The 24060-nt window shown below is 61.9% G+C and carries 16 protein-coding genes, 2 tRNA genes, 3 rRNA genes and 1 pseudogene; 13 read left to right on the forward strand and 9 right to left on the reverse strand.

Annotated elements, in window-relative coordinates; translation table 11 throughout:
* Positions 1–13 precede the first annotated feature (13 nt).
* From ACYCAX_RS06120 to ACYCAX_RS06170, 11 genes are all read left to right on the forward strand, one after another.
* A complete protein-coding gene (locus tag ACYCAX_RS06120; RefSeq protein WP_294980725.1) occupies positions 14–919 on the forward strand; it encodes a VOC family protein in 906 nt (301 codons plus the stop codon).
* 167 nt (positions 920–1086) lie between these two features.
* A complete protein-coding gene (locus ACYCAX_RS06125) occupies positions 1087–2853 on the forward strand; it encodes an FAD-dependent monooxygenase (RefSeq protein WP_015476666.1) in 1767 nt (588 codons plus the stop codon).
* Positions 2854–2984: 131 nt separating this feature from the next.
* On the forward strand, positions 2985–4343 hold the full coding sequence (locus tag ACYCAX_RS06130; RefSeq protein ID WP_294980731.1) for an outer membrane beta-barrel protein: 1359 nt from the start codon (positions 2985–2987) through the stop codon (positions 4341–4343).
* 69 nt (positions 4344–4412) lie between these two features.
* Positions 4413–5645, forward strand: coding sequence for an MFS transporter (locus ACYCAX_RS06135; protein WP_015476668.1), 1233 nt, complete (start codon positions 4413–4415; stop codon positions 5643–5645).
* A 306-nt stretch (positions 5646–5951) separates the two neighbouring features.
* The gene (locus ACYCAX_RS06140) at positions 5952–6107 is read left to right on the forward strand and encodes a hypothetical protein (RefSeq protein WP_460247591.1); all 156 of its coding nucleotides are present in this window, start codon (positions 5952–5954) and stop codon (positions 6105–6107) included.
* Between the two features lie 341 nt (positions 6108–6448).
* Positions 6449–7985, forward strand: a 16S ribosomal RNA gene (locus tag ACYCAX_RS06145).
* A gap of 151 nt (positions 7986–8136) precedes the next feature.
* Positions 8137–8213 (forward strand) — tRNA-Ile (locus ACYCAX_RS06150).
* 27 nt (positions 8214–8240) lie between these two features.
* Positions 8241–8316 (forward strand) — tRNA-Ala (locus ACYCAX_RS06155).
* Positions 8317–8543: 227 nt separating this feature from the next.
* Positions 8544–11434, forward strand: a 23S ribosomal RNA gene (locus ACYCAX_RS06160).
* Between the two features lie 134 nt (positions 11435–11568).
* Positions 11569–11684 (forward strand): 5S ribosomal RNA (rrf, locus tag ACYCAX_RS06165).
* The 16S, 23S and 5S rRNA genes sit together here with 2 tRNA genes alongside, the layout of an rRNA operon.
* A 416-nt stretch (positions 11685–12100) precedes the next feature.
* Positions 12101–13003 carry a helix-turn-helix domain-containing protein gene (locus ACYCAX_RS06170; RefSeq protein WP_460247592.1) on the forward strand — a complete coding sequence of 301 codons (903 nt, stop codon included), beginning with the start codon at positions 12101–12103 and terminating at the stop codon, positions 13001–13003.
* Positions 13004–13041: 38 nt separating this feature from the next.
* On the opposite strand, the gene ACYCAX_RS06175 is transcribed toward ACYCAX_RS06170, so the two are convergent.
* Genes ACYCAX_RS06175 through ACYCAX_RS06185 form a run of 3 tightly spaced genes read right to left on the reverse strand, consistent with a single transcriptional unit; the run spans position 13042 to position 16840 of the window.
* Positions 13042–14337 carry an NAD(P)/FAD-dependent oxidoreductase gene (locus tag ACYCAX_RS06175; RefSeq protein ID WP_460247593.1) on the reverse strand — a complete coding sequence of 432 codons (1296 nt, stop codon included), beginning with the start codon at positions 14335–14337 and terminating at the stop codon, positions 13042–13044.
* Positions 14338–14351: 14 nt separating this feature from the next.
* Positions 14352–15437, reverse strand: coding sequence for a polyamine ABC transporter substrate-binding protein (locus ACYCAX_RS06180; RefSeq protein WP_460247594.1), 1086 nt, complete (start codon positions 15435–15437; stop codon positions 14352–14354).
* Positions 15438–15481: 44 nt separating this feature from the next.
* Positions 15482–16840, reverse strand: a complete 1359-nt coding sequence (locus tag ACYCAX_RS06185; protein WP_460247595.1) for a glutamine synthetase family protein — start codon at positions 16838–16840, stop codon at positions 15482–15484.
* Positions 16841–17058: 218 nt separating this feature from the next.
* Between ACYCAX_RS06185 and ACYCAX_RS06190 the strand changes: the two are divergent.
* Positions 17059–17436, forward strand: a pseudogene (locus ACYCAX_RS06190) (ATP-dependent zinc protease family protein); the annotation flags it as partial.
* 1 nt (position 17437) lies between these two features.
* On the opposite strand, the gene ACYCAX_RS06195 reads toward ACYCAX_RS06190, so the two are convergent.
* The 3 genes from ACYCAX_RS06195 to ACYCAX_RS06205 form a co-directional block, all read right to left on the reverse strand.
* Positions 17438–17818, reverse strand: coding sequence for a YkvA family protein (locus tag ACYCAX_RS06195; protein WP_460247596.1), 381 nt, complete (start codon positions 17816–17818; stop codon positions 17438–17440).
* A 61-nt stretch (positions 17819–17879) separates the two neighbouring features.
* Positions 17880–18035, reverse strand: a complete 156-nt coding sequence (locus tag ACYCAX_RS06200) for a hypothetical protein (protein WP_460247597.1) — start codon at positions 18033–18035, stop codon at positions 17880–17882.
* Positions 18032–18289: a hypothetical protein gene (locus tag ACYCAX_RS06205; protein ID WP_460247598.1), complete on the reverse strand. Its 258-nt coding sequence runs from the start codon at positions 18287–18289 to the stop codon at positions 18032–18034. Before ACYCAX_RS06205 ends, ACYCAX_RS06200 begins: the two co-directional genes overlap by 4 nt.
* Positions 18290–18643: 354 nt before the next feature.
* On the opposite strand from ACYCAX_RS06205, the gene ACYCAX_RS06210 reads away from it, so the two are divergent.
* A complete protein-coding gene (locus ACYCAX_RS06210; RefSeq protein WP_460247599.1) occupies positions 18644–20389 on the forward strand; it encodes a SulP family inorganic anion transporter in 1746 nt (581 codons plus the stop codon).
* Here the strand turns inward: ACYCAX_RS06210 and ACYCAX_RS06215 are convergent.
* The 3 genes from ACYCAX_RS06215 to ACYCAX_RS06225 are packed head-to-tail and all read right to left on the reverse strand — an operon-like array spanning position 20386 to position 24054.
* Entirely contained in the window at positions 20386–21417 is a 1032-nt protein-coding gene (locus ACYCAX_RS06215; RefSeq protein ID WP_460247600.1) for a DUF2955 domain-containing protein, read from the reverse strand. The two genes, ACYCAX_RS06210 and ACYCAX_RS06215, sit on opposite strands and share 4 nt — an antisense overlap.
* Positions 21407–22531, reverse strand: a complete 1125-nt coding sequence (locus ACYCAX_RS06220) for an HlyD family secretion protein (RefSeq protein ID WP_460247601.1) — start codon at positions 22529–22531, stop codon at positions 21407–21409. The genes ACYCAX_RS06215 and ACYCAX_RS06220 overlap by 11 nt, the downstream gene beginning before the upstream one ends.
* Complete coding sequence (locus tag ACYCAX_RS06225; RefSeq protein WP_460247602.1) at positions 22528–24054, reverse strand: efflux transporter outer membrane subunit; 1527 nt, start codon at positions 24052–24054, stop codon at positions 22528–22530. Before ACYCAX_RS06225 ends, ACYCAX_RS06220 begins: the two co-directional genes overlap by 4 nt.
* Positions 24055–24060: the final 6 nt, after the last annotated feature.

A 24060-nucleotide genomic window follows, 5' to 3' on the forward strand; every position in this document is an offset into this window, starting at 1 on the left:
GAGGGAGGCGATCATGGGCATCACGAGTCGTGGCGTGCATTCGATCGATCATTACGCGCTGTACGTCCCGTCGCTACAGCAGGCCCGGCATTTCTTCGAGCACTTCGGTCTGGATGTGCAGGGGAGCGAGGCGTGGCTGGACATTTCGGCGGCCGACGGCCATCGCTGGGCGCGCATATTGCCGGGGCCGGGCAAGTCACTGGCCTGGATCAGCTTCAATTGCTTCGAGGACGACTTCGCCACGCTGCGCGAGCAGGTGGAGCGTAGCGGCGCGCTGCTCGAAGAAGGCGCTGGCGGCGGTTTCTGGTTCCGCGATCCGGACGGCAACCTGATACAGGTCCGGGTAGGTGAGAAGACCATGCCGGATTCGCGCCCCACGAGTCCCCAGGTTGTTCGCGACCTGCGTGGCGTGGGCAGCCGGGACGCGGTGTGCCAGGTCCGGCCAAGGCGCCTGTCCCACGTCCTGTTCTTTTCTCCAGACGTGCCGCGGGCCGTGGCTTTCTATGAGCAGGCGCTGGGTTTGAAACTTTCCGACCGCTCCCAGGACATCATTGCCTTCACCCATGCGCGACACGGTTGCGATCACCATCTGGTGGCCTTCGCCAAAAGCAGCGCCAAGGGGTTCCACCACGCGGCCTGGGACGTCCCGACCATCGATGACGTGGGCAATGGGGCGGAGCAGATGGCCGCCGCGGGCTATGTCGAAGGGTGGGGCACGGGCAGGCATTGCCTGGGTTCCAACTACTTCCATTACGTCCGCGACCCCTGGGGCTCCTTCAGTGAGTACTCCACGGAAATGGACTTCATCAAGGCCGGGAGTGAGTGGCCGGCGGGAGACTTCCCAGCGGAGAGCTCGTTGTATCTCTGGGGGCCGCCGGTCCCCGACTACTTCATCCTGAACACCGAGCCGGGCGGCTGACCGGCATGCCAGCAACTCCCTGACGCCATTCATTTCGTATTCGCTGATTGCCTTCGGGCAAGCGGCGCGGGTTCGGCTTGCCCGATCCTGGATAAGTGGCGCAGGCAATAGCGCCCGCCCTGGTGGGTAACTTTCCGATTTCAAGAACAAGAGTGCGGAGTACAACCATGAAACTGCAAAACACCTCCGAAATCATCGAAGTCCCCGTCCTGATTGTCGGAGGTGGTCCCTCCGGCCTCACGGCTTCCCTGCTGCTGTCGCGCTACGGTATCCGCAACCTGCTGATCAACAAGTATCGCTGGACCGCCAACAGCCCGCGGGCGCACATCACCAACCAGCGCACCATGGAGGTGTTCCGGGATGCCGGTGTCGAATCGCAGGTCGTCGCCGCCGCAAGTCCCCATGAGCTGATGGCCAACAACGTCTGGGCCACCAGTTTCAGTGGCCAGGAGTTCGGCCGCCTGCTGACCTGGGGGAATGCCATCGAGCGCAAGTCCGACTACGAATTGGCCAGCCCGTCGGCCATGTGCAACATCCCCCAGCACCTGATGGAGCCGATTCTCGCCAACGAAGCCTTGCGCGCCGGCAGCGAGATGCGTTTCAACAACGAACTCGTGGACTTCACCCAGGATGCCGAGGGGGTTACCGCCCGCGTCCTTGATCGCGGTACCGGGCGCGAGTTCACCGTGCGCGCCCGCTACATGATCGGCGCAGACGGTGCCCGTAGCCGGGTGATGGAGTTGCTCGGCATCCCGCTGGAAGGCGAGATGGGCCTGGGCTGCGCGGTGAATGTCTGGCTGCGCGCCGACCTGCGCCGCTACTGCGAAAGCCGCCCTGGCGTGCTCTATTGGATGGTGCAGCCGGGCAACGACTACTGGGTGGGCAGCGGTACTTTCATCTGCGTTCGACCCTGGAACGAGTGGGTGATGCTGTTCATGTACGATCCCGCACAGGGGGAACCGGACCTCAGCGAGGCAGCGGTGATCGAACGCGCCCGCCGGGTCATTGGCGACGCCGATATTCCTGTGGAGGTGCTCGCCACCAGCAAGTGGCAGATCAACCACGTGGTCGCCAGCCACTATTCCGAAGGTCGGGTGTTCTGCTGTGGCGACGCGGTGCACCGTCATCCGCCGGCCAATGGCCTGGGCACCAATACCTCGGTGCAGGATGCCTATAACCTGGCCTGGAAGCTCGCGATGGTCCTTAAGGGGGAAGCCGGCACGGGGTTGCTGGACAGCTACAACCAGGAGCGTCAGCCGGTGGGGCGCGAGGTCGTGGACCGCGCGATGGAGAGCGTACGCAACATGTTGCCGATCTCCAGCGCGCTGGGTTTCAAGCCAGGCCAGACCGAGGCCGAAGGCTGGGCGAGCCTGCAGGAGCTCAGCGCGGACTCGGCAACCGGCCGTGAGCGCCGCGCGGCCCTGGAGCAAGCCATTCAACTGCAGCACTATCAGTTCAACTGTCATGGCGTGGAGCTGGGCCAGCGTTATCAAGGCTGCGCGGTGTCGGGAGATGGCAGCGAGGCGCCGGCCTATGGTCGGGACCGTGAACTCTACTATCACCCCACCACCTGGCCCGGTGCGCACCTGCCGCATGCCTGGTTGCATGACGCCGCCGGACACAAGCTCTCCACCCTGGATGTCTGCAGCCAGGGGCGGTTCACGCTGCTTATCGGGCACGGTGGAGAGGCCTGGCGCCATGCCGCCCAACTGGCTGCCCAGGAGCTGGGCATCGATCTGGTCGTACGCCGCATCGGGCTGGGCCTGGAATATACCGACAGCTATGGCGATTGGTCGCGGCTGCGTGAGATCCATGAGGACGGCTGCGTACTGGTCCGTCCTGACAAGCATGTCGCCTGGCGTGCGCAGCGTGTTTCACCATCTGCCGATGCATTGCTGCTGGATGCCTTGAAGGCCGTGCTGGCTCGCCACTGAGTTTCCCTTCCCGTTCATGAGTCCCTTCCCGCCGGGCCGGTCACGCGGCCCGGTTCGGGAGTGTTTTGCCCCGCGAAGGCCTTCCGGGAGGGGACTCGCCCTATCCGCGAAAACAAGAACAAGAGGCAGATATGTTGAACAACGTGATGCTGTCCATGAGCGCCGGTTTGCTCGCCGTTGCGGCGATGAGCGCTCACGCTGAAGTCGAAGAAAAGGGGGAGGGCTCCCTGGCGCGCTGGTTGCTCGGTCCCGAGCTGGAGCATGACCACGGCATACGGATTTCCGGTCTGCTGGATGTCGGCTATGCCCGCAACAACCGCTCCAGTCATGCCGAGCGAGAGGACGGTCTGAGCAACCTGCCGCTGACCGGCTTCTCCGATGAAGGGCTGGAGCTGGCATCGGTGCATATATTTGCCGACAAGCCGCTGGTGGCCAATGTGGTACCCAGGGTCACGCCGCTGCCCGGCCCCAAACCCGAAGAGGTGTCCTTCGGATTCAGCATGGAGACGCTCTATGGGCGCAACGCCCAGTTTGCGCGGACCTTCGGCTGGGACATGCACTGGCCCGCCAACTCACCGGGCGACGACGATGCCGAGCGGGCCAAGCGCGACAAGGAGAAGTTCGTCGCCACGCCGAACCTGTTCGCTTCCATATACCTGCCCTATGGTCCCGGCTTCAGCCTGATCGCCGGGATCTTCGGCCCGGCGACGGGCTACGAGATCCCACCGAACATCCGAGAGGCGCGCAACCCATTCGCCAGCAAGACCTACGCCTTCGTCTCCGAAGCCAGCACCGTGTCGGGATTCCTGGCCAGCACCCGGTTACTCGATGACGAGAGCGGTCTTCTCGGCGTCGAGCTGGGGGTGGTACAGGGACGCAACAACCTGCGGGACAACAACAGCGGCAAGTCGGTCCTGGGCGCGCTACGCTGGCGCACGCCAGACATGCAGACCTGGATCGACTACGAGTTCATGGTTGGCGATGAGGAGAACCATGACTTCGACGACGTCCAGGCCCCTACCGCGCGGTTGGTCTCTCACGATGGCCAGTTGCGTCAGCAGCATTCGCTGAACGCCTGGCACGCTTTCGATACGCGTTGGTCGATGGGCGGGGAGGTGGTCTACGGTCGCCAGTCCGGGGATGGGAAGGCAGACACCGTCGATATCGTCACCGGGCCTGGTTTCGACGGAGCCTCATGGTGGGGCGTCAACGGTGTGCTGACCTACCAGCACCGCAAGGACCTGGCCTTTTCCGTTCGCGGCGAACACTTCCGCGATCGCGACGCCTTCGTGCTGTTCCCCACCAGTAGCGCTCGGGGCGACTTCAACGCTCTGACGATGGGCCTCCGATGGGACGCCACGCGCCACATCAGCATCCGTCCCGAACTGCGTTACGACTGGTTCGATCCCATCGAACATGACCGAGTCTACGGCAATGGTCGTGACCGCACCCAATTGACCGGTCTGGTCGAAGCCCTCGTGTACTTCTGATCCACCCCGCAATCCTACCTGCGCAAGCGTTCATTCCATCCATGCCCTTGGCGGCGGAGGAGTACCCGTATGTTCGATAAAAAGTACGAATGGAAGGCCGTGGCACTGTTGGCCATCGGTTTCGGTCTGGTCGGGCTGGACCGCTTCATCATCTTGCCGTTGTACCCGGTGATGATGCGCGACCTTGGGCTGGACTATCAGGATCTTGGCAATATCTCGGCGATCCTGGCCCTGGCCTGGGGGATTTCCTCGATCTTCATGGGGCGCCTGTCGGATCGTATTGGCCGGCGCAAGGTGATCATCCCGGCGGTGATCGTCTTCTCCTTGCTGGCCGGCCTTTCAGGGCTTGCCAGCGGTGTCGGGGGGCTGCTGCTCATTCGCGCCGTGATGGGCGTGGCGGAGGGCGCCTTCACGCCGACCTCCATTGCCGCGACCGCTGAAGCATCGCATCCCTCGAGACTGGGGATGAACATCGGGATTCAGCAGGCGTTCTTCCCTCTGCTGGGGCTGGGACTGGCGCCCATCATCGCCACCCAGTTGCTGTTGGTGGTGCCATCCTGGCGTTGGGTCTTCGTGCTGGTCTCGGTGCCGGGGTTCCTCCTGGCATGGGCGTTGTATAAGGTCCTGCGCGAGCCTGCTGTCCAGCGTCCGGCGAATGACACCTCGCACGACATCGGGAGTGATTGGCTGGCAGCGTTGCGCTATCGGAATGTACTGCTCAATTTGGCGGGCATGTTCTGCATGCTTACCTGTCTGTTCGTCAGCTCGGTGATGTTGCCCAGCTATCTGACGGACTATCTGCATCTGGGGATGCAGCAGATGGGCTTCGTCATGTCCGCCATCGGCTTCGGCGGTTTCTGCGGCATGGTGCTGATGCCGACCCTGTCGGATCGTCTGGGCCGCAAGCCGATTGCGCTGATCTCATGCGTTGCGACAAGCATAGCGCTCTGGCTGATGATCCATACCGGCGCCGAGCCCATGAAGTTGTTCCTGCTGCTGTTCGCGACCACATTCTTCAACTTCAGCATGATCTGCATGATCGTTGGGCCGCTCACCAGTGAGTCGGTGCCGCCCGCGCTGATATCCACGGCTACCGGGTTGGTCGTCGGCATTGGCGAGGTATTCGGAGGTGGCGTCGCACCGGCGTTGGCGGGCTACATCGCCCAACACTATGGCATCGAGAAGACCCTCTACCTGGCCTTGGCCGGCGTCGTATTGGGATTACTGGTGGCGGTGTGCCTGCGCGAAACCGCACCTGCGCATTTCCGGTTGAAGCCACTGGAATCTACGAAATTACCCTGACCTTATTCGTTTACTGATCAAGGACGGGGGACAGGGAGGTTGGCGTCGAGCGGAAAGTTGCCTCGACTCGCGTCACGCTCAGGAAGTGCGTGCCATTGCCTGACGTCACAAGCGCTGGGTAATGCCTTTCGATAACGGTAAGCAAGCTGCGGGCCTGGCCACAAGCTATGGCTCGCCAGCTTTCCAAGTGAGGTTCAGTTCGCCGGCGGGCTTCTCCTTCCGCTCCATATAGAGAAGGGAAGGGGGCGAAGCGGTTTTGTCATCTTTCTGCAAAAAGTCGTTGACGGGTCGTTTCAAGTCCCTATAATGCGCACCACTTCCAGCGGCGAAGCGCTGAAAGAGCTTGAAAATCAAGCACTTACAGTGGTTCTAGTTGAGAGTGGTGATCAGGCAAGTGAGTCACTTGCCGCTTTCAGCTCGCCGCTCCGGCAGCGGTTGAAAGAAGATCATCGAGGTGCTTGACAGCGAGTTTGATCGCTGTAGAATGCGCCTCCCGCTGATGCGAAGGTTTCCTTCGCAGAAGCACAAGCGATTGAGTAGAAAAGAAATTTTCGAAAAATAAAGCTTGACGGAAAGAGAGGTTAGCGTAGAATGCGCGCCTCGGTTGAGACGAAAGCCTTAACCAACTGCTCTTTAACAAGTCGAATCAAGCAATTCGTGTGGGTGCTTGTGATGTAAGACTGATGATCGACTGATTATCAGCAACGCAAGTAACACTCGTGAATTCGAGAGTTTTAGCTCATTAAATTGAGCATGCGATTGCTGAGCCAAGTTTAGGGTTTTCGCAAAACCCAAGCAGTATTGAACTGAAGAGTTTGATCATGGCTCAGATTGAACGCTGGCGGCAGGCCTAACACATGCAAGTCGAGCGGATGAAGGGGGCTTGCTCCCGGATTCAGCGGCGGACGGGTGAGTAATGCCTAGGAATCTGCCTGGTAGTGGGGGACAACGTTTCGAAAGGAACGCTAATACCGCATACGTCCTACGGGAGAAAGCAGGGGACCTTCGGGCCTTGCGCTATCAGATGAGCCTAGGTCGGATTAGCTAGTTGGTGGGGTAAAGGCCTACCAAGGCGACGATCCGTAACTGGTCTGAGAGGATGATCAGTCACACTGGAACTGAGACACGGTCCAGACTCCTACGGGAGGCAGCAGTGGGGAATATTGGACAATGGGCGAAAGCCTGATCCAGCCATGCCGCGTGTGTGAAGAAGGTCTTCGGATTGTAAAGCACTTTAAGTTGGGAGGAAGGGCAGTAAGCTAATACCTTGCTGTTTTGACGTTACCAACAGAATAAGCACCGGCTAACTTCGTGCCAGCAGCCGCGGTAATACGAAGGGTGCAAGCGTTAATCGGAATTACTGGGCGTAAAGCGCGCGTAGGTGGTTTGGTAAGATGGATGTGAAATCCCCGGGCTCAACCTGGGAACTGCATCCATAACTGCCTGACTAGAGTACGGTAGAGGGTGGTGGAATTTCCTGTGTAGCGGTGAAATGCGTAGATATAGGAAGGAACACCAGTGGCGAAGGCGACCACCTGGACTGATACTGACACTGAGGTGCGAAAGCGTGGGGAGCAAACAGGATTAGATACCCTGGTAGTCCACGCCGTAAACGATGTCGACTAGCCGTTGGGATCCTTGAGATCTTAGTGGCGCAGCTAACGCGATAAGTCGACCGCCTGGGGAGTACGGCCGCAAGGTTAAAACTCAAATGAATTGACGGGGGCCCGCACAAGCGGTGGAGCATGTGGTTTAATTCGAAGCAACGCGAAGAACCTTACCTGGCCTTGACATGTCCGGAATCCTGCAGAGATGCGGGAGTGCCTTCGGGAATCGGAACACAGGTGCTGCATGGCTGTCGTCAGCTCGTGTCGTGAGATGTTGGGTTAAGTCCCGTAACGAGCGCAACCCTTGTCCTTAGTTACCAGCACGTTATGGTGGGCACTCTAAGGAGACTGCCGGTGACAAACCGGAGGAAGGTGGGGATGACGTCAAGTCATCATGGCCCTTACGGCCAGGGCTACACACGTGCTACAATGGTCGGTACAGAGGGTTGCCAAGCCGCGAGGTGGAGCTAATCCCAGAAAACCGATCGTAGTCCGGATCGCAGTCTGCAACTCGACTGCGTGAAGTCGGAATCGCTAGTAATCGTGAATCAGAATGTCACGGTGAATACGTTCCCGGGCCTTGTACACACCGCCCGTCACACCATGGGAGTGGGTTGCTCCAGAAGTAGCTAGTCTAACCGCAAGGGGGACGGTTACCACGGAGTGATTCATGACTGGGGTGAAGTCGTAACAAGGTAGCCGTAGGGGAACCTGCGGCTGGATCACCTCCTTAATCGAAGATCTCAGCTTCTTCATAAGCTCCCACACGAATTGCTTGATTCACTGGTTAGACGATAGGTTTGCTGCTCGGTTGGTTTGAGCGCGCCCCCGGCTCTTGGATAGAGAGCGGGTGAGGTCGACAAGCTGCCAAAGCCCGAACGATTGGGTCTGTAGCTCAGTTGGTTAGAGCGCACCCCTGATAAGGGTGAGGTCGGCAGTTCGAATCTGCCCAGACCCACCAATTGTTGTGGTGTGCTGCTGATCCGATGGGGCCATAGCTCAGCTGGGAGAGCGCCTGCTTTGCACGCAGGAGGTCAGGAGTTCGATCCTCCTTGGCTCCACCATTAATCGTCGAAAGCTCAGACAGGAATGTTCGGTGAACGAACCTTGCTGTCTGGTCTTTGTGCCAGAACCGTTCTTTAAAAATTTGGGTATGTGATAGAAGTAGACTGAATAATCTCTTTCACTGGTGATTATTCAAGTCAAGGTAAAATTTGCGAGTTCAAGCGCGAATTTTCGGCGAATGTCGTCTTCACGTTCGAGACAATAACCAGATTGCTTGGGGTTATATGGTCAAGTGAAGAAGCGCATACGGTGGATGCCTTGGCAGTCAGAGGCGATGAAAGACGTGGTAGCCTGCGATAAGCTTCGGGGAGTCGGCAAACAGACTTTGATCCGGAGATCTCTGAATGGGGAAACCCACCTGGGATAACCTAGGTATCTTGTACTGAATCCATAGGTGCAAGAGGCGAACCAGGGGAACTGAAACATCTAAGTACCCTGAGGAAAAGAAATCAACCGAGATTCCCTTAGTAGTGGCGAGCGAACGGGGACTAGCCCTTAAGCTTCTTTGAATCTAACAGAACGCTCTGGAAAGTGCGGCCATAGTGGGTGATAGCCCCGTATGTGAAAGGTTCTTTGAAGTGAAATCGAGTAGGACGGAGCACGAGAAACTTTGTCTGAATATGGGGGGACCATCCTCCAAGGCTAAATACTACTGACTGACCGATAGTGAACCAGTACCGTGAGGGAAAGGCGAAAAGAACCCCGGAGAGGGGAGTGAAATAGAACCTGAAACCGTATGCGTACAAGCAGTGGGAGCCTACTTGTTAGGTGACTGCGTACCTTTTGTATAATGGGTCAGCGACTTATATTCAGTGGCGAGCTTAACCGAATAGGGAAGGCGTAGCGAAAGCGAGTCTTAATAGGGCGAATTAGTCGCTGGGTATAGACCCGAAACCGGGCGATCTATCCATGAGCAGGTTGAAGGTTAGGTAACACTGACTGGAGGACCGAACCCACTCCCGTTGAAAAGGTAGGGGATGACTTGTGGATCGGAGTGAAAGGCTAATCAAGCTCGGAGATAGCTGGTTCTCCTCGAAAGCTATTTAGGTAGCGCCTCACGTATCACTCCAGGGGGTAGAGCACTGTTTCGGCTAGGGGGTCATCCCGACTTACCAAACCGATGCAAACTCCGAATACCTGGAAGTGTCAGCGTGGGAGACACACGGCGGGTGCTAACGTCCGTCGTGAAAAGGGAAACAACCCAGACCGTCAGCTAAGGTCCCAAAGTTATGGTTAAGTGGTAAACGATGTGGGAAGGCTTAGACAGCTAGGAGGTTGGCTTAGAAGCAGCCACCCTTTAAAGAAAGCGTAATAGCTCACTAGTCGAGTCGGCCTGCGCGGAAGATGTAACGGGGCTCAAACCATACACCGAAGCTACGGGTGCATCGCAAGATGCGCGGTAGAGGAGCGTTCTGTAAGCCTGTGAAGGTGAGTTGAGAAGCTTGCTGGAGGTATCAGAAGTGCGAATGCTGACATGAGTAACGACAATGGGAGTGAAAAACTCCCACGCCGAAAGACCAAGGGTTCCTGCGCAACGTTAATCGACGCAGGGTTAGTCGGTCCCTAAGGCGAGGCTGAAGAGCGTAGTCGATGGGAAACAGGTTAATATTCCTGTACTTCTAGTTACTGCGATGGAGGGACGGAGAAGGCTAGGCCAGCTTGGCGTTGGTTGTCCAAGTTTAAGGTGGTAGGCCGAACACTTAGGCAAATCCGGGTGTTCAAGGCCGAGAGCTGATGACGAGCTTTCTTTTAGAGAGCGAAGTGGTTGATGCCATGCTTCCAGGAAAAGCTTCTAAGCTTCAGGTAACTAGGAACCGTACCCCAAACCGACACAGGTGGTTGGGTAGAGAATACCAAGGCGCTTGAGAGAACTCGGGTGAAGGAACTAGGCAAAATGGCACCGTAACTTCGGGAGAAGGTGCGCCGATGAGGGTGAAGCATTTACTGCGTAAGCCCATGTCGGTCGAAGATACCAGGCCGCTGCGACTGTTTATTAAAAACACAGCACTCTGCAAACACGAAAGTGGACGTATAGGGTGTGACGCCTGCCCGGTGCCGGAAGGTTAATTGATGGGGTTAGCGAAAGCGAAGCTCTTGATCGAAGCCCCGGTAAACGGCGGCCGTAACTATAACGGTCCTAAGGTAGCGAAATTCCTTGTCGGGTAAGTTCCGACCTGCACGAATGGCGTAACGATGGCGGCGCTGTCTCCACCCGAGACTCAGTGAAATTGAAATCGCTGTGAAGATGCAGTGTATCCGCGGCTAGACGGAAAGACCCCGTGAACCTTTACTGTAGCTTTGCACTGGACTTTGAGCCTGCTTGTGTAGGATAGGTGGGAGGCTTTGAAGCGTGGACGCCAGTCTGCGTGGAGCCATCCTTGAAATACCACCCTGGCATGCTTGAGGTTCTAACTCTGGTCCGTCATCCGGATCGAGGACAGTGTATGGTGGGCAGTTTGACTGGGGCGGTCTCCTCCTAAAGAGTAACGGAGGAGTACGAAGGTGCGCTCAGACCGGTCGGAAATCGGTCGCAGAGTATAAAGGCAAAAGCGCGCTTGACTGCGAGACAGACACGTCGAGCAGGTACGAAAGTAGGTCTTAGTGATCCGGTGGTTCTGTATGGAAGGGCCATCGCTCAACGGATAAAAGGTACTCCGGGGATAACAGGCTGATACCGCCCAAGAGTTCATATCGACGGCGGTGTTTGGCACCTCGATGTCGGCTCATCACATCCTGGGGCTGAAGCCGGTCCCAAGGGTATGGCTGTTCGCCATTTAAAGTGGTACGCGAGCTGGGTTTAGAACGTCGTGAGACAGTTCGGTCCCTATCTGCCGTGGACGTTTGAGATTTGAGAGGGGCTGCTCCTAGTACGAGAGGACCGGAGTGGACGAACCTCTGGTGTTCCGGTTGTCACGCCAGTGGCATTGCCGGGTAGCTATGTTCGGAATAGATAACCGCTGAAAGCATCTAAGCGGGAAACTAGCCTCAAGATGAGATCTCACTGGGACCTTGAGTCCCCTGAAGGGCCGTCGAAGACTACGACGTTGATAGGTCGGGTGTGTAAGCGCTGTGAGGCGTTGAGCTAACCGATACTAATTGCCCGTGAGGCTTGACCATATAACACCCAAACAATTTGCGTGTTGTACGGTGAAGACGTAACGAACCGAAAGTTCGTGAGAACCGCAAATTACCTGTCACATACCCGAATCGGGATGAGCGTGTGCGCAAGCCACGAGCATCCGAAAGAATTGCTTGACGACCATAGAGCGTTGGAACCACCTGATCCCATCCCGAACTCAGTAGTGAAACGATGCATCGCCGATGGTAGTGTGGGGTTTCCCCATGTGAGAGTAGGTCATCGTCAAGCTCCTATCCCAAAGCCCCTGATCAGCACTGCTGGTCGGGGGCTTTGCTTTTGCGCGCGGGAAAGTTGGGTTGCGCTGCCGGCCTGTCAAAGCCCACTTGGAGTGGCGGGGCGGACTGAACAATGGCAATCGCGGACGGAGTCCGTTCCGACGGGGTGCAAGGCCCGGGTTGGGGGCGCGAATAACCGCGTTCGGGTATGCGCTTCGCGGGTGTCATTTCATCGAATATGACGGTGTGCTCTCGCCGGGTTCGCGAGCAAGCTCGCTCCTACAGAAGAGTTACGGCTGTTTTGTTCTTTTTGTTTGGGCATTAACACGGTCGGGATTAAGTGGTGCGGGATGCTATCTGCCTTGCGGGAAGATAGCCCCGGTTGTTAGTCTAATAATCAATAATTTTAATAAATATCCGGGTACGAAGATGGCGATCAAGGTGATGGAGGCTCGCGAGGTTGATGAGCCGCGTGCGGTGCTGCCGGGGTGGGAGGAGCAGTACACGCAGATGTCAGCCGGTCGCTTTTGTGGTCGAGTCGTACATGCGGAAACAGGGGCTGTTCAACTCTATGAAGAGCGTATGAACCTGCGGGTCGAGCAGGAGTTTCATGCCCCGGCCGATACCCTGGTTTTCAGCTTCGACATGAGTGAAGGCGTCCTCTACCTGCTGGATGGGCACACGCACAACGCCTGGGTCACTCCTGAGAATTACCGTGAAGTCGCGGTGGTCCTGAAGGATGCATCCGCCTGGGGACGGTCCGCTGCGGACTTCGAAGGGCTGCTGCTCCAGCCGCTGCGGTCGGCCAACTGCAGTGCTTTTGCAACGTCCTTGAGCAGCCTGTTGGCCGGGGCTGTAGAGGGGCATGTCAACGTGGATGCCCCAGGGTTCGCCCAGCAGGTTGCCGATGGCTGCTTTTCGCTGTTGGAAGAGGCCGTTGAGGTCGGGCAGCGCCGTCGCTCCGAGCGTCACGCCAAGCGGGTCGTCGAGCGGGTGAAAGAGGTGGTCAACGACTGCCCGCAGGATAGCTTTGGCGTCCTGGAGCTTGCGGAGATCGCCGGTGTCTCGGTGCGGCAGTTGCAGCAGTCGTTCGTCCAGTATGCCGGCATGCCTCCCACGGTCTGGCTGCGTAATCGTCGGCTGAATGCCGCACGGCGCGATCTGCTCGCCGCCGGTGCCGCGGGAGTCAACGTGGCCGAGGTTGCGATGCGTTGGTCGTTCTGGCATCTGGGCCGCTTCTCGCAGGCCTACCAGACGCTCTTCGGCGAGTACCCGAAAGCGACGCTCAAGCGCGGCGCCGAGCGTTGCGTGGTGAGCATGCTGCCCAGCTAGAAAACAAGCGGAGCATCGAGATGCTCCGCGTGGCTCGTTCAGCCGATCGCTTCGCGAATCCGGTACCAGAGCATCCCCAGCGCCAGCAGGGGCGAGCGCAGCAGCTTGCCGCCCGGGAAGGTCAGGTGCGGAACCGCGCTGAAGACATCCAGTCCCTGGCTCTGGCCGACGGAGATCGCTTCTGCCAGGAGCTTGGCGCTCCAGTGGGTCACGTTGAGCCCATGCCCCGAGTAACCCTGTGCAAAGTACACATTGGGGTGTTGGGCCAGGCGACCCACCTGCGGAAAGCGGTTGGCCGTGATTCCGATCATGCCACCCCACTGGTAGTCGATGCGCACATCGGCCAACTGCGGGAAGACCTTCAGCATCTTCGGCCGCATGTACGCGCCAATGTCCTTCGGATCGAACCCGGAGTAATGGCAGGCGCCGCCGAACAGCAGGCGGCGGTCGGCGGTCAGCCGGTAGTAGTCCAACCCCACTTTCTGATCGCACAGGGCCAGGTTTTGCGGAATCAGCTTCGCGGCAACCTGCTCGGGGAGCGGTTCGGTGACGATCACATAGCTGCCCGCCGGCAGGACCTTGCCTGTCAGGCGAGGCTCCAGGTCGTCCAGGTGGGCATTGCATCCAAGCACCAGCTTGTCCGCGCGGACTCGACCGTTGGCGCAGTGGAGCGTGACCGAACTGCCGTGGGTGATGCGCTGGACCGGGCTTTGCTCGAAGATCCGCACACCGAGTTGGCTGGCGGCCCGCGCTTCCCCCATCACCAGGTCCAGTGGATGGAGGTGGCCGGAGCCCATGTCGATCAGCCCACCGGCATAGCAGTCACTGGCCACCACATCATGAATCCGGTCCGCCCCGACGAGCCTGGTCTGATGCGGATAGCCCATCGATTGCAGCTCGTGCTGTTCCTCCGTCATGGCGGCGAACTGCGCAGGAGTATTGGCCAGTTCGCAGAAGCCCCAGCGCAGGTCGCAGGCGATGTCGAACCTGCGGATGCGCTCCGCCACCAGCGTCACCGAGTCGAAACCCGCCTGGTTCAGATAGCGAACGCCGTCCTCGCCGACGTATCTGGCGAAGCCGCTGACGTCGTGGCCGATACCGCGGATCAACTGGCCGCCGTTGCGGCCGCTGGCTCCCCAGCCGATGCGACGGCCCTCCAGAAGCACCACGGAGTGGCCCCGCAGGGCCAGCTCCAGGGCTGTGTTGACGCCGGTCAGGCCGCCGCCGATGACGCAGACCTCTGCGTGAACCTCGCCTTCGAGGGAAGGGTACGGCTGCTTGTCGCGTGCAGTGGCCGCGTAATAGGACGCGGCATGTTCGCCGGCATGAATCATGGGACGCTCTCGAGTCATTGGTTGAACTTGATCTTGCTCCAGCTGCGGGTCATCAGGCGCATGATCTTCGGCGGCGGAGCGTTGGAGATGTACAGCTTGTCGAGCACGGCCTGGCTCGGATAGACCTCGGGGTTGTTCAGCGTTTGGGCATCGAGGAAGGCCTTGGAGTCGGCGTTGGCGTTGGGGTAGCCGACGTACTCGCTGACGCCGGCGATCACCTTGGGCTCCAGCACGTAGTTGATGAACGCCAGGGCCTGATCCGGGTTCTTCGCATCCGAAGGAATGGCCATCAGGTCGAACCAGAGGTTGGCGCCTTCCTTGGGGATGCTGTAGGCGATCTGGATGCCGTTATTGGCTTCCTTGGCCCGCGCGGCCGCCTGGAAGACGTCGCCGGAATAGCCGAAAGCCACGCAGATGTTGCCGTTGGCGAGGTCGGAGATGTATTTCGAGGAATGGAAGTAGGTGACGTAGGGGCGCAGCTCGATCAGCTTGGCCTCGGCTTTCGCGTAGTCCGCCGGGTTGGTGCTGTTGGGATCCAGGCCCATGTAGTTGAGCACCGAGGGAATCAGCTCGTCGGCGGAGTCCATGAAGGCGACGCCGCACGCATTGAGCTTCCTCAGGTTTTCCGGCTCGAACAGCGCCGACCAGGAGTCGATCTTGTCGACGCCCAGTACCTGCTTGACCTTCTCGACGTTGTAGCCGATGCCGTTGGTGCCCCACAGGTAGGGCACCGAATGGCGGTTGCCCGGATCGTTCTGTTCGAGCAGCTTGAGCAGTGCCGGGTCCAGGTGCTTCCAGTTCGGCAGCTTGCTGCGGTCGAGCTCCAGGAAGACCCCGGCCTGCACCTGGCGGGTGAGGAAGTGGTTGGAAGGCACCACCACGTCGTAGCCCGAGCGGCCCGCCAGCAGCTTGCCTTCCAGGGTTTCGTTGGAATCGAAGACGTCGTAGATCGGTTTGATCCCGGTGGTCTTCTGGAACTCGGCGAGCGTGTTGGGGGCGATGTAGTCCGTCCAGTTGTAGATACTGACAGTCTGTTCCGCGAGGGCGCTCTGGGTCATCGCCGCAAAAGCGAAGGCCGCAAGGGGCTTCAGCAGTCTCATGTCGACTCCTATCGGTCTTGTTGTAATGAAGTGGGGCGAGGACGTCAGACGCTCAGCAGCAGGAACTCTCTTTCCCAGGAACTGATCACACGCTTGAAGTTCTCGTGCTCGGCGCGTTTCACCGCGACATAGCCCTGCACGAACTTGCGCCCCAGGTGCTGTTCCAGCGCCTGGCACTCTTCCATGTGGGCCAGCGCGTCTTCGATGGTGATCGGCAGGCGCAGGTTGCGGCGCTCGTAGGCGCGGCCCTCGACCGGGGCGCTGGGAGCGATCTGCTCCAGCATCCCCAGGTAACCGCACAGCAGGCTGGCGGCCAGCGCCAGGTAGGGGTTGGCGTCGGCGCCGGGCAGGCGGTTTTCCACGCGCATCGCTTCGGGGGGGGCCGCGGGCACGCGCAGGCCGACGGTACGGTTTTCCACGCCCCATTCGACGTTCACCGGCGCGGAGGTGTCCGGGAGGAAGCGGCGGAAGGAGTTCACGTTCGGCGCGAACATCGGCAGTACTTTCGGGATGTATTTCTGCAGACCGCCGATGTAGTGCAGGAACAGTTCGCTCATCGAACCATCGGCATTGGCGAAGATGTTCTTGCCCGTCGCCACGTCCAGCACGCTCTGGTGGATGTGCATGGCGCTGCCGGGCTCGTCGGTGATCGGCTTGGCCATGAAGGTCGCCGCCACGTCGTGCTTCAGCGCCGCCTCGCGCATGCTGCGCTTGAATACGGTGATCTGGTCCGCCAGGTCCAGGGCATTGCCGTGGCGGAAGTTGATCTCCATCTGCGCCGGGCCGTCCTCGTGGATCAGGGTGTCCAGATCCAGGCCTTGCGCCTCGCACCAGTCGTAGACGTCCTCGAACAGCGGGTCGAACTCGTTGGCCGCGTCGATGGAGAAGCTCTGCCGGCCGCTTTCCGGACGGCCCGAGCGGCCCACGGGTGCTTCCAGCGGGAAGTCCGGGTCGCTGCTGCGCTTGGTCAGGTAGAACTCCATTTCCGGCGCGACGATCGGGTTCCAGCCCTTGTCCGCGTACAGCTTCAGCACGCGCTTGAGCACGTTGCGCGGCGACAGCTCGACGGGGTTGCCGTACTTGTCGTAGGTGTCGTGGAACACCATTGCGGTCGGCTCGATGGCCCAGGGCACCAGGAACACCGCGTCCGGATCGGGACGGCAGACCATGTCGATGTCTGCTTCGTCCAGCAGGTCGTAGTAGATATCGTCGTCGACATAGTCTCCGGTGACCGTCTGCAGCAGCACACTCTCGGGGAGACGCATGCCTCCCTCGCCGAGGAACTTGTTGGTCGGGGAAATCTTGCCGCGGGCGATACCGGTCATGTCACTGACGACGCACTCGACTTCGGTGATCTGGTGTTGCTTCAGCCAGGAACTCAGCTGATCGGCGGGGGTGCTCATGCAAGCCTCTGATGGGTAGATGGAAGGCACTGGAAGGAAGTCGACCCCTGTTGGATCGACGCCCGGCTAGTGTTGGGGAGAGCCGGGGCTGGGTTCTATCCACTTTCCGCAGATTCCAGTCATGCGTGGTCTTTTTGCAGGCAATGAACGAGGGCCTGCGGGCCCCGGATGGTCTGGGGGGCGCGGCTGTGCCTCACCCGCCTCTCGCTTCGTGACCGGTCAAAGCCAAGCTGGATACTGGCGCCATGACATCATCGATGGACGCGAAGGACATCGAGTACTTCGAGAAGGATGCGAAGAAGTGGGTGCGATTCAAGGTCATTGCGAAGAACAGCGACACCGGGAACGAGACGGTGCAGCAGTTCGAGCGCGTCGTACTGCGCAAGGTGAAGGTCCGCGGTGCCGGGGGCGCGGAGCATCGACCGGTCGTGTCGATGAAGGTCTGCATCGGCAACCAGTTGCTCGATGAAGAGTTCTCGCTCCGCGACCGCAAGAGGATGATCTACCCGGTGCTGATAGGCCGCAAGGCGCTGGAGCACCTGGGGTCGGTCGATGTGCGGCGCACCTTTACCCAGGAGCCCCGTTGCAAGGTTTGACCTAACGCCACAGCCACCGGTAGCAGAGCACGGCCAGCAGTAGCCAGATGGTGACGATGGCGATTACGGCCACCGGGCTGCCGGGGCGTCGAGCCTGGGTGCGCTCGAAATCATCCGCCTGAGTTTTGCTCGCCGCGTACACCTGCGCAGGCATGAGGCGGATGATCGGCCAGATGGATGCCGGCAGGATCAGCAGGTCATCCAGCAACCCCGGGACCGGAATGAAGTCGGGTATCAGGTCGATGGGGCTCAGCGCATAGGAAACCACCAGCAGGCAGAGCAGCTTGACCGGCAGGGGCGTTTCCGGATTCTTCCAGCAGAACCACAGGATCATGGTTTGCCGTTCGATCGAACGGGCCCACTGCTTGAGTCGCGCGGGCATGCTGCTTCACCGGTGAGAGGGAGTGCTCGACCTACACCGCCGACTGTGAAGAACCGGTTGGCTAGTGAAGGATCGCCCGGAACAGCGACACTCGCGCGGCACCGATGATCGGGGAAAGCCACAGCCCCAGGATCTGCCGGATGAAGTCCTGCAGATAGGTGGTCGGTTGAAGGTCGTACGGCGGCATGTCGGTGGAGTACTTGGCATAGCCGATCATCGCCAGGACAAAACCGCCCCCACGAAAAGGCCGGCCATTCTCGGCACCACGCCATTGTCCCGGGTGTAGGCGGACAACGCCCCGCATAGCGCGCCGCAGAAAGCTGCCAGGTCTTCGAATGCGTACTCGGGCTCGGCCAACCACTGATCGCCGTACAGGCCGGCCAGCCGTCCGACCCACCAACCCGCCAGACCTCCGAACAGCAGCGCGGTCGAAAGAAGCGAGGGGTTCCGCAAGCCCTGACTGAGCTGCATGTCGCCAACCAGCTCATCTCCAACGAAGAGGCGGGATTATACGCCCATCCCTGCCTGGCGGCGTGCCGCAACGGGGCGGGCATCCTTGCCGTACCGCGCTGCATGCGCCATATGACGTCCTACACGCCCGGTCACGCGGGCGCCAGGGCGATCAACGCCCACTTGGCAGCGGTAGTCCTGAAGCCTCGGAAACGCTTGCATGGAGCAACTGGCGGTACCCTCGTTCTCGAAAAAACATGAGCCCGACGAGCCGGCCGTGCGCGAAGGGGCCGATCTACGCTGAATGGCAAAAAGCCCGCATTGCACGGCGTTTTTCGCGATACTGCCTCCCAAGATCCCTGGAGCCCTTCCGATATGTCCGACACGCCCCAGCCGGGCTCTTCCGCGCAGCAGCAACGACCGGGTTTCGACTGGCAGCGCTGGCTGCCGGGGCTCGTCACCCTGCGGCATTACCAGGCGGCGTGGCTGCCGAAGGACCTTGCGGCCGGGCTGGTGCTGACCACCATGCTGGTGCCGGTGGGCATCGCCTACGCCGAGGCGTCCGGCGTGCCGGGGATCTACGGCCTGTACGCGACCATCATTCCGCTGCTGGCCTATGCGCTGTTCGGCCCCAGCCGGATCCTGGTGCTCGGCCCGGACTCGGCGCTGGCCGCGCCGATTCTCGCGGTGGTCGTGCAATACGCGGCGAGCGATCCGCAGCGCGCCATTGCCATCGCCAGCCTGATGGCGCTGGTATCGGGCGTGGTCTGCATGGTCGCCGGGCTGCTGCGCCTGGGCTTCATCACCGAACTGCTGTCCAAGCCGATCCGCTATGGCTACATGAACGGCATTGCGCTGACGGTGCTGATCAGCCAGTTGCCCAAGCTGTTCGGCCTGTCCGTCGACAGCCAGGGGCCGCTGCGCGATCTCGGGTCGCTGGGCCAGGCGCTGCTCGATGGCCGCGCCAACTGGCCGAGCTTCGCGGTGGGGGCCGGCAGCCTGGCGCTGATCCTGCTGCTCAAGCCCTACCAGCGCCTGCCGGGCATTCTCATCGCGGTGATCCTGGCGACGCTCTCGGTGAGCCTGTTCGATCTCGGCAGCCTGGGCGTCAAGGTGCTCGGTGAGCTGCCCCAGGGGTTGCCGTCCTTTTCCTTCCCGTGGGTGACGGACATCGATCTGGTGGAAGTGGTGCTCGGCGGCGTGGCGGTGGCGCTGGTGTCGTTCGCCGACACCAGCGTGTTGTCGCGCACCTACGCGGCGCGGCTGAAAACGCCGGTGAACCCGAACCAGGAGATGTTCGGCCTGGGCGTGGCGAACGTCGCTTCCGGGCTGTTCCAGGGCATTCCCATCAGCAGCAGCTCGTCGCGCACGCCGGTGGCCGAGGCGGCCGGCTCGATGACCCAACTCACCGGTATCATCGGCGCGCTGGCGGTGACGCTGCTGTTGCTGGTAGCGCCCAGCCTGATGCAGCACCTGCCCAACAGCGCGCTGGCCGCCGTGGTGATCGCCGCGGCGCTGGGGCTGTTCGAATTTGCCGACCTCAAGCGCATCTACCGCCTGCAGCAGTGGGAGTTCTGGCTGTCCATCAGTTGCTTCGTCGGCGTGGCGGTGTTCGGCGCGATTCCGGGCATCTGCATCGCCGTGGTGATCTCGGTGATCGAGTTCCTCTGGGACGGCTGGCGTCCGCACCACGCCGTGCTCGGGCGGGTCGACGGCGTCCGTGGCTACCACGACGTGGCACGCTACCCGCAGGCCCGGCGCATCCCCGGCCTGGTGCTGCTGCGCTGGGATGCGCCGCTGTTCTTCGCCAACGCCGAGCAATTCCAGAACCAGGTGCTGGCGGCGCTCGATGACTCACCCACGCCGGTGCAGCGCCTGGTGATCGCGGCGAGCCCGGTGACCAGCATCGACGTCACCTCCGCCGACATGCTCGCCGAGCTGGACAGGGTGCTGGAGCGGCGCGGCGTCGAATTGCAGTTCGCTGAGATGAAGGACCCGGTGAAGGACAAGATGAAGCAGTTCGAACTGTTCGAAGGCTTGGGGGCAAATGCCTTCCACCCCACGCTCGGCGCCGCCGTGGATGCCTACCTGGCCGACTCCGGGGTGGACTGGAAGCCCTAGGCCGTGCGTGTCCGCGTGCGGCGGCTGTCGATCCAGACCAGCATGCCGCTGGCGTACAGCGACACCGCGAGGAACAGCGTCAGGCGCACGGCGAAGGCGCGGTAGACGTCTTGGCCTGCTGCGCTGTCCTGTACCGACTGGCCGAGCAGGATGAGCATGGTGGTCAGGCAACTGACCCAGAAGGCCGGGCTCTGCCGGGTCGCCACCGCCGCGTACAGGCGGCGCCCTTGCCAGAGGGTGAGCAGCAGCACCCAGAGGAAGAACATCCAGAGGTGGACGAACAGGCTCAGCGCGCTCCAGACCAGGATCGCCAGCAGTCCGGCCAGCAGGGTGGAACCGATCAGCTCGCGGCTGGCGTGGCGCGCGCGGGTTTCCTCGGCCTGCTGGCCAAGGCTCACCGATTTCATGATCAGCGGCATGAAGCGGTCCGGCGCGATCAGCGCGAGAAGGAACGCCGGCATCACGATCAGGGTGGCGCGCAGGGCGATCCAGCCGACGTCGCCCTCGCTGGGCCTGGGCGGCGCAGGAGGCGCGGGCGCACTGGCCGGCTCGGGGAACAGCGCATGGGCCACGGCGCTGCTAAGAACGGCCAGCAGCATGCCCTTGGCCAGCGCCTCGACCACCGACAGCGCCAGGGTGAAATCGCTGGCGCCGGCGGCGGCGATCATGGTCAGGCCGATCACCAGCAGGTTCGCCAGCAGGCCGTTGCCGCCACGCAGCGCATAGCGGAACACGCCGTACAGGCCGATGCCCACCAGCAGCACGCCGCTGAGCGGGGCATGGCGCAGCAACGGGATCAGCAGCAGGCCGCTGCCGCAGCTGAGCAGCACCAGCACCGCCAGGGCCGGAGCCGCCTTGAGCGGCAGGGCCTGCGCGCGCATCGCCAGCAGGAGGACGGCGAGCACCGGCGCGAGGAAGGGGATCGGCAGCCCGATGCCGAAGCTCGCCACCAGGCACAGCGCGGTGCCCCAGGCCAGGCGCAGGGCGCGCCGGCGGCGCAGTTCAATAGGTCTGAGCTCAGTAGGCATAGCTCAGCCAGCTCATCAGCCACATGAACACGCGACCCAGCAGGTTCAGCGGGTTGCCCTCGGTGGGCAGCGCCATCACCTCGGCCTGGCCGCCCACGCGCAGGCTCGCCGGATTCACCTGCTGGTCGCGATCCAGCTCGACGATCACCGGGAAGCGCTGCGCCGAGCGCAGCCACTCGCGGCTGTTCTGCACCGTCGGCAGCGAGCCCGGCGGCGTACTCTGGCCGACACTCACGCCATAACCGATACTGCGGACCCGCCCACGCAGCAGCTCGCCGGGCAGGGCGTCGAGCACCACCAGTACCGGCGTGCCGTTGCTCAGGTGGCCGAGGTTGTTCTCGGTCATGTCGGCGCTGATCCACAGGTCGTGGATGGCGATCAGCGTCATCACCGGGCTGCCGGCACCGACGTAGTGGCCGACGTCGGTGCGCAGGTCGGTGATCAGCCCGTCCGAATCGGCGCGCACCGTGGTGCGGGCGAGGTCCAGGCGGGCCTTGGCGACGTTGGCCGTGGCGCTGCGCAGCTGGGCGTTGTCTTCATCGAGGCCGCCTTGCTGCTCGCGCGCCCGCTCGACTTCGGCACGAGCCGCCGCCACCTGGCTGGCCGCCTGTTCGCGGGTGGCCTGGGCGCCTTCCAGGCGGCGCACGGAAACCGTGCCGGGATCCTCCTGGTAAAGCCGTTGCAGGCGCTCGGCATCCTGCCGCGCCTTGCGCTCGCTGGCCTGGGCGGCGGCCAGCGAGGCCTGGGCGGAGTCGATGCCGGCGGTGCTGGCGCCGATCTGTCGGTGCACCGTGTCCAGGTCCGCTTCGGCGCGCTGCAAGGCGATGCGGTACTGCTCCTGGTCCAGTTCGAAGAGCACGTCACCCTTGCGCACTTCCTGGTTGTTACCCACCGCCACGCGTTTCACTTGTCCGGCCACCTCGGCGCTCACCGGCACCACGTAGGCCTGCAGGCGCGCCTGCTGGGTATAGGGTGTGAAGCGGTCGGCGAGCAGGTACCAGACCAGGCTGACGACGATCAGCAGCAATACCACGCGCATGCCGCGATCCGGCGCGGACTTGCCGGGTACGGGGGGCGAGGGCGGTGCCGACGGCGTGGCGGGGGTATCGCTCATTGCTGCTTTCCTTGTCCTGAGGTGCCGGAGGCCGGGGCGGGGTCGTCGAGCAGATCGCCCCAGTCGGTGCGTTGTTGCATCCGTTGCCGGGTGCTGGAATCGATCGGTGCGCGCGGGCTGTCCCAGCCGCCGCCGAGGGCCTTGTACAGTGCCACCAGGCTGCTGACCGCGTTGCCCCGGCTGACCAGGTAGCCGTCCTGCTGTTGCAGCAGCAGTTGCTGGGCATCGAGCACGCGCTGGAAGTCGGCGAAGCCTTCGCGGTACTGCGAACTGGCCAGGCCCAGCGAGCGCTGTGCCGCCTGCGAGGCCTGTTCGCGGATGCCGGCGCTCTGCAGCGAGCGCAGCAGTCCGCTGGCGGCGTCGTCAGCCTCGCGCGCGGCGTTGCGCACGTCCTGGTGATACAGCTCGATGAGCTGTTGCAGGCGCGCGTCTTCCACGCGTACGGCGTTCTTGCGCCGGCCGTAGTCGAAGGGATTCCAGATCAGGCTCGGTCCGGCGGCGAGGTTGAAGCTGTCGGGCAGGTTGTTGGCCGAGACGAAGCTCCAGCCGATGCTGCCGAGCAGGCTGATCGACGGATACAGGTCGGCCTCGGCGACGCCCACCCGCGCCGATTGCGCTGCCACCGCCTGCTCGGCGGCGCGGATGTCCGGGCGGCGCTGCAACAGGCTGGCCGGTACATCCTGGAGGATCGCGGCATTGGGCGTCGGCAACTGGCCGTGGTGCGCCGCCAGCTCCGGCATCGCGCCCGGTGGTCGTCCGAGCAGCGCGCAGAGGATGTTGCGCAGGGCGTTCACCTGGTTCTCGAACTCGGGAATGGTGGCCTGGGTCGCCAGGTACTGGGTGCGCGCCTGCTGCCAGTCCAGTTCGTCGTTCTCGCCGTGACGAAACAGCCGCTCGGTGATCTGCAGGCTGCGCTCCTGGCGCCGGGCGTTCTCGCGGGCGATGTCCAGGCGCGCCTCGGCGGTGCGCAGGCCGAAGTAGGTGTCCGCCACCTGGGCGCGCAGCAGCACCAGGGCATCGGCGTAGTTGGCCTGGGAGGCGAAGTAGGCGGCGTCGGCGGACTCGATGGCGCGGCTGAAGCGGCCCCAGAAGTCGATCTCCCAGCCGATGTCGAAGCCGGCGCTGGACTGCCAGAACACCGAGTCGCGGGCGCTCGGCGCGCCGGACTGGTCCTGCTTGAGGTACAGGCTTTCCGCGCGGATCTGCTGCAACTGCGGGTAGCGTCCGGTTTCGGCGATGGCCAGTTGCGCACGTGCCTCGGCGATGCGCAGGCCGGCCACCCGCAGGTCGGTGTTGTGCGCGTCGGCTTCGGCGATCAGCGCATCCAGGGTCGGGTCGGCGAACACCGTCCACCACTGGCGCAGGTCCGGGGTGGCGGCGTTGCGTCCCGCCTGGCCCAGCAGCGGCGTGTTCCATTCGGCCAGCCACGGATCCTGCGGCGGCTGGAAGTCCGGCCCGACCTGGGTGCAGCCGCCCAGCAGGGTCGTGAATATCAGTGTGCAGCGTCTGACGCGCTTGGACATGGCAAT

This window comes from Pseudomonas sp. MT3, from assembly GCF_054720805.1.